General features: G+C 31.1%; 15 protein-coding genes. 9 read left to right on the forward strand and 6 right to left on the reverse strand.

The window, feature by feature from the left end; genetic code table 11:
- Positions 1–25: 25 nt before the first annotated feature.
- From KK2020170_RS05500 to KK2020170_RS05515, 4 genes are all read left to right on the forward strand, one after another.
- Positions 26–2,128 carry a T9SS type A sorting domain-containing protein gene (locus KK2020170_RS05500; RefSeq protein WP_221259819.1) on the forward strand — a complete coding sequence of 701 codons (2,103 nt, stop codon included), beginning with the start codon at positions 26–28 and terminating at the stop codon, positions 2,126–2,128.
- A 96-nt stretch (positions 2,129–2,224) separates the two neighbouring features.
- Positions 2,225–3,301 (forward strand): agmatinase family protein, encoded by a 1,077-nt coding sequence (locus KK2020170_RS05505; RefSeq protein ID WP_221259820.1) that lies wholly within the window; start codon positions 2,225–2,227, stop codon positions 3,299–3,301.
- A gap of 60 nt (positions 3,302–3,361) precedes the next feature.
- Positions 3,362–3,976, forward strand: coding sequence for an NUMOD4 domain-containing protein (locus tag KK2020170_RS05510; RefSeq protein ID WP_221259821.1), 615 nt, complete (start codon positions 3,362–3,364; stop codon positions 3,974–3,976).
- A 96-nt stretch (positions 3,977–4,072) separates the two neighbouring features.
- Positions 4,073–5,413 carry an FAD-dependent oxidoreductase gene (locus KK2020170_RS05515; RefSeq protein ID WP_221259822.1) on the forward strand — a complete coding sequence of 447 codons (1,341 nt, stop codon included), beginning with the start codon at positions 4,073–4,075 and terminating at the stop codon, positions 5,411–5,413.
- Positions 5,414–5,434: 21 nt separating this feature from the next.
- Here KK2020170_RS05515 and KK2020170_RS05520 read toward each other — a convergent pair whose 3' ends face one another.
- From KK2020170_RS05520 to KK2020170_RS05530, 3 genes are read right to left on the reverse strand one after another with little or no spacing between them, the layout of a single operon-like run.
- Positions 5,435–5,794, reverse strand: a complete 360-nt coding sequence (locus tag KK2020170_RS05520) for a cupin domain-containing protein (RefSeq protein ID WP_221259823.1) — start codon at positions 5,792–5,794, stop codon at positions 5,435–5,437.
- The gene (locus KK2020170_RS05525; protein WP_221259824.1) at positions 5,791–6,186 is read right to left on the reverse strand and encodes a hypothetical protein; all 396 of its coding nucleotides are present in this window, start codon (positions 6,184–6,186) and stop codon (positions 5,791–5,793) included. Before KK2020170_RS05525 ends, KK2020170_RS05520 begins: the two co-directional genes overlap by 4 nt.
- A 1-nt stretch (position 6,187) precedes the next feature.
- Complete coding sequence (locus KK2020170_RS05530; protein WP_221259825.1) at positions 6,188–7,720, reverse strand: helicase HerA-like domain-containing protein; 1,533 nt, start codon at positions 7,718–7,720, stop codon at positions 6,188–6,190.
- 131 nt (positions 7,721–7,851) lie between these two features.
- Here KK2020170_RS05530 and KK2020170_RS05535 point away from each other — a divergent pair, with 131 nt between their 5' ends.
- Genes KK2020170_RS05535 through KK2020170_RS05545 form a run of 3 tightly spaced genes read left to right on the forward strand, consistent with a single transcriptional unit; the run spans position 7,852 to position 9,301 of the window.
- A complete protein-coding gene (locus KK2020170_RS05535; protein ID WP_221259826.1) occupies positions 7,852–8,484 on the forward strand; it encodes a 7-carboxy-7-deazaguanine synthase QueE in 633 nt (210 codons plus the stop codon).
- Between the two features lie 9 nt (positions 8,485–8,493).
- Entirely contained in the window at positions 8,494–8,874 is a 381-nt protein-coding gene (locus tag KK2020170_RS05540) for an energy transducer TonB (RefSeq protein WP_221259827.1), read from the forward strand.
- Between the two features lie 25 nt (positions 8,875–8,899).
- Positions 8,900–9,301, forward strand: coding sequence for a DUF2059 domain-containing protein (locus KK2020170_RS05545; RefSeq protein ID WP_221259828.1), 402 nt, complete (start codon positions 8,900–8,902; stop codon positions 9,299–9,301).
- A gap of 46 nt (positions 9,302–9,347) precedes the next feature.
- Here KK2020170_RS05545 and KK2020170_RS05550 read toward each other — a convergent pair whose 3' ends face one another.
- Together KK2020170_RS05550 and KK2020170_RS05555 are read right to left on the reverse strand one after the other, a co-directional pair.
- Positions 9,348–11,057 (reverse strand): T9SS type A sorting domain-containing protein, encoded by a 1,710-nt coding sequence (locus KK2020170_RS05550; protein WP_221259829.1) that lies wholly within the window; start codon positions 11,055–11,057, stop codon positions 9,348–9,350.
- A 7-nt stretch (positions 11,058–11,064) separates the two neighbouring features.
- Positions 11,065–11,781, reverse strand: a complete 717-nt coding sequence (locus KK2020170_RS05555) for a class I SAM-dependent methyltransferase (protein WP_221259830.1) — start codon at positions 11,779–11,781, stop codon at positions 11,065–11,067.
- A 69-nt stretch (positions 11,782–11,850) separates the two neighbouring features.
- On the opposite strand from KK2020170_RS05555, the gene KK2020170_RS05560 reads away from it, so the two are divergent.
- Both KK2020170_RS05560 and KK2020170_RS05565 read left to right on the forward strand, forming a co-directional pair.
- On the forward strand, positions 11,851–12,348 hold the full coding sequence (locus KK2020170_RS05560) for a YkgJ family cysteine cluster protein (protein WP_221259831.1): 498 nt from the start codon (positions 11,851–11,853) through the stop codon (positions 12,346–12,348).
- A 1-nt stretch (position 12,349) separates the two neighbouring features.
- Complete coding sequence (locus tag KK2020170_RS05565) at positions 12,350–12,760, forward strand: PH domain-containing protein (protein ID WP_221259832.1); 411 nt, start codon at positions 12,350–12,352, stop codon at positions 12,758–12,760.
- 76 nt (positions 12,761–12,836) lie between these two features.
- Here the strand turns inward: KK2020170_RS05565 and KK2020170_RS05570 are convergent, their stop codons facing one another.
- Positions 12,837–14,096, reverse strand: coding sequence for an exo-beta-N-acetylmuramidase NamZ family protein (locus KK2020170_RS05570; protein WP_221259833.1), 1,260 nt, complete (start codon positions 14,094–14,096; stop codon positions 12,837–12,839).
- Positions 14,097–14,100: the final 4 nt, after the last annotated feature.

Genomic DNA, 14,100 nt, shown 5'->3' on the forward strand with positions numbered 1-14,100 from the left:
TTTTACGTAACCTAAACTAAAAATTATGAAACTTAAAACTACTTTAATCCCATTTTTACTACTTGGTTTTAGTTCTTTAATAAAGGCTCAAGAAAGTAAAAATGAACAAAATGCTTTAAATTATATAAAAGAGCATTCTAAAGAATTTAATTTAATTCAAGATCATTCTTTAAAACTACGATTTGTTAGAAATGGTTTAGCTGGTGAAACGTTACGTTTTCAGCATACAATTAATAATGTGCCAGTTTATAATTCGGAAATTGTAGTTAATTTTAATAAAAAAAATGAAGTAGCTTTTACTTCGACTAGTTATAAAAATAACATTTCAACAGTTTCAACTATTCCATCGATTACTGTAGAAAATGCTATAGATTTAGCGGATTCAAAATTAAATTATCAAGGTGTTGTAACTTTTCAAGAATCTAAACTTTATATAGTTGATTTCCAAAATACAACAAAATTAGTTTACAGAGTTGTTACAAGTGCTGAAGATTTAGCTGGAAGTTGGGAAGTCTTAGTTGATGCAAATACTTCAGAAATTCTAAGTGTAAAAGATATTGCAATTTACTGTGGTGCTGAGTGTAGTGAAGGTCACAACCATTTAAATCAAAATACACCATTTGTAAAGTCAAATAAGAAGTTTGCTAAAACTGAATCAAATACAGCTCTAGCTTATGAGCCTGGTTCTGCCATGGTGTTTTTATCAGATCCACTTTCAAGTGCTCAAGCAACTTATGGAGATACTGGATTTACTGATGGTAACGGACAAGGCGATACCGATACTGCCCAATTAAATGCACAGCGTGTTTCTGTTGTTTTACCTCAAATTGAAAATACAGGCGGTACTTATAAGCTTAAAAGTCCTTATGTAGAAATTAAAAACATTGAAAATCCAAATAAGGGTTTATTTACTCAAGCAACAACAAATTTCGATTTCACGAGAAACGCTGATGGATTTGAAGCTGCTAACGTTTTTTATCATACAGATAATAGTTTGCGATATATAAATGAAACTTTAGGGGTAAATTGTGTGCAAAATGTGAATGGTTCACATGCTGGAGTTTTATGGTATGACCCTTCTGGTTTAAATGGTGCTGACAATTCATATTATTCAAACGGAGCTTTAGTTTTTGGAGAAGGATGTGTTGATGATGGTGAGGACGGAGATGTTATTTGGCATGAGTTAGGTCATGGTTTACATGATTGGTTAACAGGAGGTTCATTATCTCAAGTAAATGGTTTGAGTGAAGGAAGTGGAGATTATTGGGCACAATCACATAGTAGAGCATTAAATCAATGGCCTTCTAGTGCACCACAATATCACTGGATGTTTAGTTGGGATGGACACAATGTATGTTGGGGAGGTAGAACTACAAATTATGGGGCAACTTATCCAGGTGGTTTAGTTGGGCAAATTCATACAGATGGTCAAATTTGGGCTACTGTAAATATGAAAATTTGGGATATTATTGGAAGAGAAAAAACTGATAGAGCTTTTTTAGAAGGATTAGCTCTTACCAATAGTTCAACAAATCAACAAAATGCTGCAATTGCTGTTCGTCAAGCTGCAATAAATATGAATTATAGTTGTGCAGACATTAAAGTAATGACAGATAAATATACAGCGGCAGGTTATATTTTACCTGCAATTCCTTTAACAATTAATTGCCCAGGAGACCAAACAGCTATAGCAGATGGTGCAGGAAACTATTCTTTACCTGACTTTTCAAGTTTAGCAAATGCGATCAATGGGAATTGTGATGCAGTTGTAACTCAGAGTCCTGCAATAGGTTCGGTTGTTGGAGTAGGTGATCATACGATAACGATGTTTGCAAATGGTTCTGTTTCGTGTAACTTTACTTTAACAGTAGAACAAAATTTAAGTGCTGAAGATTTTTCAACTACAGTTGTTTCTTTATATCCTAATCCAACAAATGGACTTTTAACAATAAAAGGACAATTCGACAATTTAGAAAAATATACTATTCACAATTTACTTGGACAATCTGTGCAAAACGGTATAATTACTGGAAATGAAACAAGTATTAATGTTTCTGATTTGTCAAATGGAGTTTATTTTATTGAAATTGGAAACTCAAGTAAAACATATAAGTTTATAAAGGAGTAATTCATATTTTACAATATTTTAAAAGGATAAAAAGTTTTTCTTTTTATCCTTTTTCTTTTTTGTAATTTTATACTGTTTATTTTTAACAATTTGAAAATGTCAAAAGAAGAGATTTTAAAGGATTTTGATCCAAGTCAACCAGGTTTAGAAGATGGAACTGTTTTCGGTTTACCTTTTAGTGCAGATGATAGTGAAATTATTGTAATTCCTGTACCTTGGGAAGTTACAGTGAGTTATGGTTCAGGTGCTTCTAAAGGTCCTGACGCAATTCTAGAGGCATCCTATCAAATTGATTTACTTCATCAAGATTTTCCTGATTTATGGAAATTAGGAATTTACATGGATGAAGCTCCTAAAAAACTCAAAAAGTATTCAAAAAAATATAAAAAACTTGCAAAGCCTATCATTGAAGCTTTAGAAAAAGGAAAAGTAATAGACCATCATCCATCATTACAAAGTGATTTAGATAAGATAAATTACGCATGTTCTGACATGGTCGAAGCGGTTAAGCAACAAACTTTACATTGGATTGAAAAGGGTAAAAAAGTTGTTTTGTTAGGGGGAGATCATAGTACACCACTTGGTTATTATCAGGCCCTTGCAGAAAAACACAAAAAATTTGGTTTGTTACATCTTGATGCACATATGGATTTACGTATTGCATATGAAGGGTTTACCTATTCGCATGCTTCAGTAATGTACAATACTTTACAAATTCCAAATATTTCAAAAATTGTACAAGTAGGAATTCGTGATTTTTGTCAACAAGAATTAGATGTTGTTAAAAACGAAAAGGGTAGAGTTATTGTTCATACCGATATGGATATGAAAAAAGATGCTTTTGAAGGAAAAACTTGGCAACAGAAATGTGACGAGATAATAGAACAATTACCTGATAAGGTTTGTATTTCCTTTGATATTGATGGAATGTATCCTTGGTATTGTCCAAATACAGGTACGCCAGTTCCTGGTGGATTTTCTTTTGAGCAAGCTACATATTTATTCAATAAATTAGCCGAAACGAATAAAGAAATTATAGGTTTTGACCTTGTAGAAGTTGCTCCGGGTAAAGATGATTGGGATGGAAATGTTGGAGCAAGAATGTTATTTCACATGTGTGGTGTATTTGCAAAATCTCAAAAACTTCCTGTTGGTAGTAAGATTGTTTTTTAGTTTAGAAAAAAAGTGTACCTTTACACCTAACTAGCTGAATGTTAACCAATTTTTTACACAATGAAACACTTTTTAAAAGAAGAGTGGAGAGAGTTTGTGCCGCCATTTGAAGCAAATAAAAAGTATTTTGTTTCTAATCATGGTAATATTAAGACTAGAAGAACCAATAAGGAAGGTAAGATAATCGAAAAAGAACTTAAAGGGAGTTTAATTGATGGCTATCGTTATCTTGGTTTCTCTAGAATTGTAGATGGTAATAAAACAAACTATCACTATTCTTTTCACTATCTTGTAGGGCTCTTGTTTTTAGAACACGACCCAAAAAAACATACACATGTAATACATCTTGATTATAAAAGAAGTAATAACATTGTATCAAATTTGCAATGGGCAACAAAAGAAGAAATGTTAGCACACGCAAAAAGAAGTCCTTATGTAATTCAGGCTAAAAAGAACTTAGTAGAGTTCAATAAAAAGCGAGACGGACATAAACTTACAGTAAACGATGTTATTCGTTTAAAGAAAAAACTTCTAGATCCAAATAAAAAGACTAGAAACAAAATCTTAGCTAAGCAATTTAATATTTCTGAAATGCAATTGTACCGAATTAAATCGGGTGAGAATTGGGGACATATTAAAGTTGAATTTAATGCAAACGAACAAGAAGCTGATTAATTTCAGCTTTTTTTATTTTCATTATATTTATTGATTAAAAACCTAATTCCTTCTAAATATTCAGTATTTTTGTAATTCAAATTTAGAACTACATTCATGCAAAGCCAAAAAAAAATTGCTGTAGTAGGAGCCGGATTAGTAGGTTCATTATTGGCAATTTATTTAAAAAGAGCTGGACATAGAGTTGATGTTTACGATAGAAGTCCAGATATTAGAACTGTTGAATTTTCAGGACGTTCCATCAATTTAGTTATGTCTGATAGAGGTTGGAAAGCCCTTGAAAATCTTGGATTAGAACAAGAGATAAAAAAGATTGGGATTCCAGTAGATAAAAGAGCAATTCACTTGGGTAGTGAATCTTTAAATTACCAATATTATGGTAAAGAAGGCGAAGCTATTTTTTCACTTTCACGAGGGATTTTAAACCGAAAAATGATTGATTTGGCTGAAGCTGAAGGTGTAAAATTTATTTTCGAAAGTAAGATTTGGGATGTTACTTTATCAACAGCTACTTTACATGAAGGAGAAACAGAAAGAGGAGAGTGGCACGATTTGGATTATGATATTGTTTTTGGTGCCGATGGCGCTTTTTCAAGAGTTCGTCATAGAATGCAACGCCAGAGTATGTTTGATTACTCGCAAGATTTCTTAAAAATTGGCTACAAAGAACTTCATATTCCTGCAAATGCAGATGGAACTCATAAATTAGATAAAAACTCCTTACATATATGGCCAAGAGGCGAGTTTATGTTGATGGCTTTAGCTAATCTAAATGGTAGTTTTACTTGTACTTTATTTATGCCACATGAAGGCTTAAATTCTTTTGAACAATTAAAAGATCAGGAAACTTTAGAAGCCTTTTTCGCAAAACATTTTCCCGATACGAAAGAAGTTATTCCAAATTTAGTTCAAGATTTCTTCAAAAACCCAACGAGTTATTTAGTAACTATGCGTTGTTATCCGTGGGCATTTAAAGATAAAGTTGCTTTAATTGGTGATGCTTGTCATGCGATTGTTCCTTTTTACGGACATGGAATGAATGCAGGTTTTGAAGATATTACTGTTTTGGTTGAAATGATGGAAAAATATGGTGACGATTGGGAAACTATTTTCGATGAATACCAAAAATCACGTAAACCAAATGCTGATGCAATTGCAGAGCTTTCGTATCGCAATTTTATGGAAATGAGTTCTAAAACTGCTGATGAAAAATTTCATTTACAGAAGAAAATTGAAAAGTGGTTTGCGGCGAAACATCCTGAAAAATGGAAACCATTATATAGTAGAGTAACGTTTAGTCATCAACCTTATTCAGAAGCATTAGCTGAAGGCGATAAACAAAATGCGATTATGCAAGAAATTTTAGCAATTGATAATATTGAACAAATTTGGGACACAGAACCAATCGAACATAGAATTTTAGAATTATTAAAATAAAAAGAGGCAATTGCCTCTTTTTTATTCTTCTCTATTTACAGTTTCCATACTAAAAGCAGGTTTACAAATTGCGAGGTATTCGCAAGGTTCATCAAATGGATTAGAATATTGAACTCGAGTGTTTTTTTCTATTTTTATCGATTGGCCTGCTTCAAGAACTACAATATCATTCTCTATGATAAATTGTTTTTTACCTTTTATGATGTAAGTATATTCATCAAATTCTGGAGTTTGAAAAGGTTCGCTCCATTTTGGAGGAGCAACCATATGTGCAATTGAAATTTCCGAATTACTTGTAGTTAGTCCGTGATGTTCTTCAATTAATTTCCCATCTGTTGTTGGAACGACAAAAGGTGATTTTTGTATAAAATATTTTTTCATTTTTTTAATATTAAAAGTAAGTAGTTCAAATCATCAGGATTAATATCTTTAGTGGAAAACTCTTTTATAGAACCATTTTTTAAATCTAAAAATAGTTTATCATTATTAATTTCTACTTCTTTAATAGTGTCAAATTGAAATGAGTATGATTTAGAGTTTAATTTCATACTTCCACCTCTTTTGTTCCAAAAGATATAATTTTTGTAAAAAAAGTTTTTAAATTGAGGATAAAGAACAAGAGTTGTTGAAAGACCAGCTAAACCAGATAGTTTTTGGTTTAAAAAACCAAAAACGGCAATAAGACCAATTACTAAAAAGATTAACCCAACACATACAACTAAAGTGTCTAAATTTTTCTTAAATCCTAATTCTGTAAATTTTATTCTTTTCATTTTACTTTTTCATCATTTTTAATAATAATCCCATAGCACCACGAATAAATGTAGCACTTGTCAACATTTTTACAATTCCTTTTGTTACCGTATTGGAAGTTGAACTTGAGGTTCTCGTATTTTTTTTAGCTTCTTTTTCTTTTTGTTTCTTTTCTTCTTCTTTGGTAGCAATAACTTGTGCTTGCTCAATTTTTTTGGTTAAAATTTCATAAGCACTTTCTCTGTCAATCACTTCATTGTATTTTTTAGCCAATTTCGATTTAGATATGCTTTCCGAAATTTCTGCTGGATTTAAAATATCCATTCGGCTCATTGGAGCTCTAAGCATAGTAGCAACCAATGGTGTTGGAATTCCTTTTTCATTTAAAACGGTAACAAATGCTTCACCAATTCCTAACGAAGTTAAAACTTCATCAGTTTTATAATATTCTGAAATTGGATAATTTTCAGCACTCATCTTTATAGCTTTTCTATCGTTTGCAGTAAAAGCACGTAATGCATGTTGAATTTTTAAACCTAATTGCGCTAAAACACTACTAGGAACATCCATGGGGTTTTGTGTAATAAAAAAAACGCCAATTCCTTTTGAACGAATTAATTTTACAATGGTTTCAATTTGATCTAATAAAGCTTTACTCGCTTGGTCAAAAATTAAATGAGCCTCATCAATAAAGATTACTAATTCAGGTTGTTCGGCATCGCCTTTTTCAGGCATCGTATTATAGATTTCGGCTAATAAACTCAACATAAAAGTTGAAAATAACTTTGGCTTATCTTGAAGATCGGTTAAGCGTATTACATTTACGTAACCATTTCCGTTTTCGTCAAAACGCATTAAATCATCAATTTCAAATGATTTTTCGCCAAAAAACAAATCGCCACCTTGCTGTTCTAATTCAATAACTTTTCTAAAAATTGCTCCAGTTGAAGCGGTTGAAATTCTTCCATAATCGGAAGTAAATTCTGCTTTACCTTCTTCGGTAATATATTGTAGTACCTTTTTGAAGTCTTTAATATCCAAAAGCGGAATGCTATTGTCATCACAATATTTAAAAACAACCGAAACAACGCCCGATTGTGTATCGTTTAAATCTAAAATTCTTGAAAAAAAAACCGGACCAAATTCTGAAATAGTAGCACGAAGACGAACTCCATTTTGTTCTGAAATCGTCATTAATTCAACAGGGAAACCTTTAGTTTGGTATTCTAAACCAATTTTCTGATGACGCTCTGTAATAAACGATTTTTCTTCTCCAGGTTGTGCAATTCCAGAAAAATCACCTTTAATGTCCATCATTAAAACCGGAATTCCTTTTAAAGAAAGCTGTTCCGATAACACTTGAATTGTCTTTGTTTTTCCCGTTCCTGTTGCTCCAGCAATTAAGCCGTGTCGGTTTAAAGTTTTTAAAGGAATATTTACATATGTGTTTGGCAAAACTTCGTTATCTAAAATTGCACCACCAATTGTTATAAAATCTCCTTTAAAAGTATAACCTTCATTTATTTGATTTGAAAAGTCTTCTTTTCTATTCATTTTTCCAATATTAAAACTCAAAAGTAACTAAATTCAAGAGTAATGTCAATTATGTCCAATTGAATATTTCTGAAATCTAAACTCTAAATTCTAAATTCAATGTTGTAACTTTGCCCACTATTACAAAGAGAATGCTTACAAAAGAAATTCAATTAGCGGTCGATAAAGGTGAAATGCTACCTTTAATGGAAGAGTTTTATACTATTCAGGGTGAAGGATATCACACTGGAACTGCTGCTTATTTTATCAGAATTGGAGGTTGCGATGTGGGTTGCCATTGGTGTGACGTTAAAGAAAGCTGGAATGCCGATTTACATCCGCCTACAGAAACCGATATTATTGTTTCCAATGCTAAAAAATATGCGGAAACAGTTGTTGTAACTGGAGGAGAGCCATTAACTTGGGATATGTCGATTTTGACTTCAAAATTAAAAGCAGAAGGGTTACGTGTTCATATTGAAACTTCTGGAGCTTACAAAGTTTCTGGAGATTGGGATTGGTTTTGTTTATCACCCAAAAAAGTAAAACTACCTGTTCAAAGCGCTTATGATATTGCAGATGAATTAAAAGTAATTATTTACAATAAGCACGATTTTCAATTTGCTGAAGAACAAGCTGCTAAAGTAAACCCAAATGCCATTCTTTTTTTACAACCCGAATGGAGTAAGAAAGAAGAAATGACACCGTTAATTATAGATTATGTAATGAATAATCCAAAATGGCGTATATCTTTACAAACGCATAAATATTTAAACATCCCTTAATTTTTAAAAATGACTTTTAGAGTTTTATTGTTTCTCTTATTTACAAATCTGGGTTTTTCCCAAATTGGAGGTAGTGATGAAGTATATTTAGGTGGAGATTTTATTGATCCGACTTTCAATTATGGAGGATTAAAAGAGTTTTATAGTTATTTTTACGATAATTTCGATACAAGTAAGGTTGAAAAGGAAGGGCAAATTATAGTTTCCTTTACCATAGATGTTGATGGAAAAATGAAGAACATCAGAATTGTTCAGGATTTAGGAAGTCCATCTGTTATTGAAACCATAAGAGTTTTTAAAAAAGCCCCAAACTGGGAACCTGCAAAACGAGGAGGAAAACCAGTGAGTGTCTCATTAAAAGTTCCTTTTACTTTTGAATTTAAAAAATAAACTATTCAATATTAAATTATAAATTATGAAAAAATTGTTATTCGTTTTTGCTTTTGCATTAGTAAGTCAGTTAGGTTTTTCACAAGAAGACTTTAAAGCAGATGTAATGAAAGTAATTGAAATGTCAGGTTCAAATGCTACAATGGATGCTGCAAAAGCTCAAGTTTTAGCTATGGTTCCATCTGATAAACAAGCTGAATTTATTAAAGAATTTGATGTAATTATTAATTCTATTACTGAACAACAAGCTAAAAACTTTATGGAAGTGTATACACACGATGATATTAAAGCAATGATGAAGTTTTATGAGTCACCTGTTGGAAAAAAAATGCAAGAAAAAGCACCAATCTTAGCGGAGAAAGCAATAGCTATGCAACAAGCAAACATGATGCAAATACAAGGCTTAGTAATGAAGTATATGCAATAAGAAATTGTATTTAAAAATAAAAAAACCGACTCATAAGTCGGTTTTTTTATTCCTTAATAATCTTAAAGTATTTTACTGAGTTTTCAGAGTTAATTAATTTAATATAATATGTGTTATTAATTAAATGGCTTAAGTCAAGCTCTATGTTCTTTTCATTTAAAATACGTTTAATAAGTTTTAGCTTTCCTGAACTATCATATATTTCAACTTTTTCTAAATCAAAAGCATCTATGTTAATTATAGAAGAAAAAGGATTTGGGTATATTTTTCTTTCAGATAAATTAAAAGATGTATTAGTTAACAAAGTTAAAGAGTACTTTGAAATGAATGAATCATAGCTGCTAAGTGGATTTAAAGTACTTGAACCTCCTAATAAATCAAAATTTGTTTCTCCATTATAAGCGCCTGTAATGTAAAGTTTTTCATTTTTTAAAGAAACACCACCGAAAATTTCATTTCCATTTCCACTTATTTTTTTAGCATTTAAAAAATTCAAATTAAGGTCAAGATTTAAAATGTAAATATCTTCTTGACCTGAAGATGTTAGTGAATAATTATTTGTTGAGTTATCAAAATCTACAGTGTTTGAAAATTTACCGCAAAATATAATCTGATTTTGACTTAAAAAGCCTTTTAAGCAAGGTGTGGAAGTTCCATTTGGCCCAATTCTTATTGCATCTTGAAAAATACCATTAAAATTTAATTTTAAAATAAATCCGCAATTAGAGCCACTTGATAAATAAAATGTATCTGATGGATCATCATTGAAATCAACAGAATTTGAATATTTACCATTTACATAAATATTGCTATTATTATTATCAACAATAATATTACCATAAGAATAATCATTATTAAAAGAACCATAACTTTTAGCCCAGATCAAGTTTCCAAAATCATTAGTTTTAAGTATTAATATATCGTCTGAACCAAAATATTGGACACTTGTTGTCCCATCTATAAGTGTTGAACCAGTACCATAACCTCTAATATATCCATTTAAATATATGTTGTTATCAGAATCAAAATTTATGCCCCATAATGTCTCACCAACAGTTGTGCCACCATACTTTTTAGCCCAAATGAAGTCCCCATTTAGACTGTATTTTGCTAAAAAACCATCAGTTTGTGTACTATTGGAGCTTAGAATGAAGTTGTTTGAAGAAAAATCAAAATCAGAATTCCCATAAAAACTGCCAACTAAATATATATGATTATTATAATATTTAACTGAACGTCCAATTGATGAAGCGCTACTAACTATATGCTTAGCCCATATAAAATTACCATTGTAGTCTAATTTTAATAGATACGCATGGGGAGAACCATTAACTATAATATTATAGGAAGCGCTTGGAGATGGATTAAAATCAACATTTTGACTAAAATACCCAGTCATATATAAATTGTTATTCGTGTCAATATCAATGCTAAGTCCAAAATCAGCTACTCCTGTTCCTATCAGTTGTTTTGCCCAAATTAAAGTTCCGTCATTACTATACTTAGCTATGAAAATGTCATTGTTGTTATTATAGGTACTACTTGGGCTTGTAAGTATATAGTCGTTTGCACTTGGGTCAAAATCAACTGATCCAATAAAATATCCAGTTATATAAATGTTTTCATTTGAATCAACAACATGCTCGCTTATAATTACATCTGAATTTCCATTAAGAGGATTAGCCCACTCTAAATTGTAGTCTTGAGACAGAAGATTTGCTGAAAAAAAAAGCAAAAATAGTTTAATTACTTTCATAAAATTTTTAAAATGTAAATGTAATTAATTTTGCTAAATAATCGTAATGTTCACCTTCTAGAACTAGTTCACATTTTAATCCATTTGCAATTGCCGCATTTTGAAGTGTATTGTAGTCGATATACATCCAATCAAAAGGTTCTTCTTTTTCACCTTTATAAGAAATATCAAAAACTACTTCGCCATAATAATCAACGTCAGTTGGAATCCATTTTCCGCCGTCTTCATCTTCGTCAAACATATAGATTATATCAGATGAATCGACTAAAATTTGTCCGCCATCATTTAATAATGATTTTAATTGTATTAGGAATTTTGAAACATTTTTCAGTTTGCCACACATTCCAGCGCCATTCATTAATAACAATATAGTGTCGAAAGTTTCATTTTCCAACTTCATTACATCTTGAACAAAAGCTTTTTTCATACCGCGAAGTTTACAAGCTTCAATCGCATTTGCTGAAATATCAATAGAAGTAACATCAAGATTTCGTTCGTTTTGTAAATACAAACTATGACTTCCAGCACCACAACCTACATCAAGTACTTTTCCTTTTGCCAATTGTAACGCTTTTTGTTCCATTTTTGGCATTTCATTATAATCACGAAACAAATAAGCGACACTCATTTCATCGGCTTCACTAATAGAAGTTTCTGTAATTAAATCTTCAGGATTATTATGGGTTTGGAAATCTAAAATGGCTTTTCCGAATAAATCTTTCATTTCAAGTTTATGTGTTTATGTGGTAATTTATTAAGACGTTTTTTTAATTTTACATTTAAATAAAACAAATTGACAAATCCACGAATTGACATATTACAAAAGTTAGCCAAAGATAAGCATAACGAAAACAAAAAGTATTTTACAAAGCTAAAAAAGAAGCCACCAAAGAATCTCGATTATGTAATGCAAGATTTACATGAAGCGGAATTCAAAAGAACCGATTGTTTAGATTGCGCAAATTGTTGTAAAACTACCGGTCCGCTTTTTACTTCGGCAGATATTGAGCGAATTGCAAAACATTTGCGAATGAAACAGCAACAATTTATCGATCAATACCTTCGCATAGATGAAGATAAAGATTATGTGTTGCAAAGTGTGCCTTGTGCTTTTCTAGATAGTGATAATAAATGTTTTATTTATGATGTTCGACCAAAAGCTTGCCGCGAATTTCCTCATACCGACAAAAAAAAGTTCCAACAAATTTCAAATTTAACGTTGAAGAATGTCGCTATTTGTCCAGCTGCATTCAATATAGTTGAAGAAATGAAAAAGAAATTGCCTTTGTAGAATGAAAAAAGTATTTCCATCAAAAGTTGATAAGTTTATACCAATTTTATTTTGGGTAACTTCAATCCCGCCAATTGTTATAGGTTTTAGAGAAAAAGATTGGGTAATTTTTGCCATTATGATTATTGTTTTTGCATTAATCATGTATTTGTTATACGATACAAACTATATAATTACAAAAGGAAGTTTGAAAGTGCATTCTGGATTTATAGTGAATAAAAACATTCCAATTACTGAGATAAGATTAATAAAGAAAACCGATAGTATTTTAAGCGCACCTGCTGCTTCACTAACCGATAGAATTGAAGTTTTTTACGGCAATTCAAAATCTATAGTCATTTCACCAAAAGAGAAACAAGGTTTTGTAGATGAATTGTTGCAACAGAATTCAGGGATAAAAGTTGAAATATAGAAAGTGTTCAGCATACAGTTAATAGTATTCAGCTTTTTCTGCCAACTGAAAACTGTTTACTGATTACTCAAAATGACTAATCGTAGATTAGGTATTTTTTTCTCATTTCCTTAAACTTATCCAAACCTTCTTGCCAAGAAGCTCTAATATCATCTTCAAAAGCGCCACTTTCAATTTGTTGTTGTAATTTTTTGGTTCCAGCCAATTTGGTAAAAAACGAATTAAAGAATTTCGATTTATTTTCTGTGTGGTCGTATGCAATAATTAACCAAAACAATTCAAGATGTTTTGTTTTTCTAAAATTAGATAAATCATGACCATAACAAGTAATTCCATTATATAATGGGTCTTTAGCGCCTTCATTTGGTTTAGGTGTGAATTCAAATAATTCTGAACCATCTTTACCCATTTGAAGGTATCCTATGTTTTTTAAATAAGGCGAACCATAAACTTGAAATTGTTTTTCCGTACCTCGGCCAACACTTACATTCGTGCCTTCAAAAAAGCATAAACTTGCGTATAGATTTATCGCTTGGTCGTTTGGTAAATTAGGTGAAGGTTTCACAGGTAAACTATAACTCATATTTCGAGTATAATTTTCACAAGGAATTACAGTTAATTTACATTGAATTCCTTTATCTAGCCATTTTTCACCATTAATCATTTTAGCATATTCACCTATTGTCATTCCGTGTAAAACTGGAATTTGATGCATGCCCACAAAACTTTTAAATTCTTCCTCAAGAATGGGTCCGTCAACAATATCAATATTAGGATTTGGTCGGTCTAAAACTAATAAAGGAATATTTTGCTCGGCACAAGCTTCCATTACATAATGTAGTGTAGATATATAAGTGTAGAATCTCGCACCAACATCTTGAATGTCGAAAATCATTACATCAATTCCTACTAATTGTTCAGGTTTTGGTTTTTTATTGTTTCCGTAAAGCGAAATAATAGGCAAGCCAGTTTTGCTGTCTTTTCCATTCGCAACATGTTCACCAGCATCGGCAGTTCCTCTAAAACCATGTTCTGGAGCGAAGATTTTAGTGACTTCAACTTTTTGTTCCAATAAAAAGTCAACTAAATGTGTTCCATTTGAAAGAATTCCAGTTTGATTGGTAACAACTCCAATTTTTTTATTTTTTAGAAAGGGTAAATATTTTACAGAATTATCAGCGCCTAAAATTATTTTTTTCTCAGATTTTATAGAGTCAAGAACTTTTCCCTTTTCCCTTTTCCCTTCTCCCTTTACCTTAGAAACTGAATTTCCACAAGAAAAAACAAGCAAAACAAATAATAAAAATGTATTTTTGAACAATAATTTCGGAATCATAACC

Source organism: Flavobacterium okayamense (assembly GCF_019702945.1).
GTDB lineage: Bacteria > Bacteroidota > Bacteroidia > Flavobacteriales > Flavobacteriaceae > Flavobacterium > Flavobacterium okayamense.

Coding starts and splice junctions, on each gene's coding strand:
- KK2020170_RS05515 (WP_221259822.1), top strand. CDS start 4,073: ATGCAAAGCCAAAAAAAAATTGCTGTAGTAGGAGCCGGATTAGTAGGT.
- KK2020170_RS05520 (WP_221259823.1), bottom strand. CDS start 5,794: ATGAAAAAATATTTTATACAAAAATCACCTTTTGTCGTTCCAACAACA.
- KK2020170_RS05500 (WP_221259819.1), top strand. CDS start 26: ATGAAACTTAAAACTACTTTAATCCCATTTTTACTACTTGGTTTTAGT.
- KK2020170_RS05535 (WP_221259826.1), top strand. CDS start 7,852: ATGCTTACAAAAGAAATTCAATTAGCGGTCGATAAAGGTGAAATGCTA.
- KK2020170_RS05550 (WP_221259829.1), bottom strand. CDS start 11,057: ATGAAAGTAATTAAACTATTTTTGCTTTTTTTTTCAGCAAATCTTCTG.
- KK2020170_RS05565 (WP_221259832.1), top strand. CDS start 12,350: ATGAAAAAAGTATTTCCATCAAAAGTTGATAAGTTTATACCAATTTTA.
- KK2020170_RS05525 (WP_221259824.1), bottom strand. CDS start 6,186: ATGAAAAGAATAAAATTTACAGAATTAGGATTTAAGAAAAATTTAGAC.
- KK2020170_RS05545 (WP_221259828.1), top strand. CDS start 8,900: ATGAAAAAATTGTTATTCGTTTTTGCTTTTGCATTAGTAAGTCAGTTA.
- KK2020170_RS05510 (WP_221259821.1), top strand. CDS start 3,362: ATGAAACACTTTTTAAAAGAAGAGTGGAGAGAGTTTGTGCCGCCATTT.
- KK2020170_RS05530 (WP_221259825.1), bottom strand. CDS start 7,720: ATGAATAGAAAAGAAGACTTTTCAAATCAAATAAATGAAGGTTATACT.
- KK2020170_RS05570 (WP_221259833.1), bottom strand. CDS start 14,096: ATGATTCCGAAATTATTGTTCAAAAATACATTTTTATTATTTGTTTTG.
- KK2020170_RS05505 (WP_221259820.1), top strand. CDS start 2,225: ATGTCAAAAGAAGAGATTTTAAAGGATTTTGATCCAAGTCAACCAGGT.
- KK2020170_RS05555 (WP_221259830.1), bottom strand. CDS start 11,781: ATGAAAGATTTATTCGGAAAAGCCATTTTAGATTTCCAAACCCATAAT.
- KK2020170_RS05540 (WP_221259827.1), top strand. CDS start 8,494: ATGACTTTTAGAGTTTTATTGTTTCTCTTATTTACAAATCTGGGTTTT.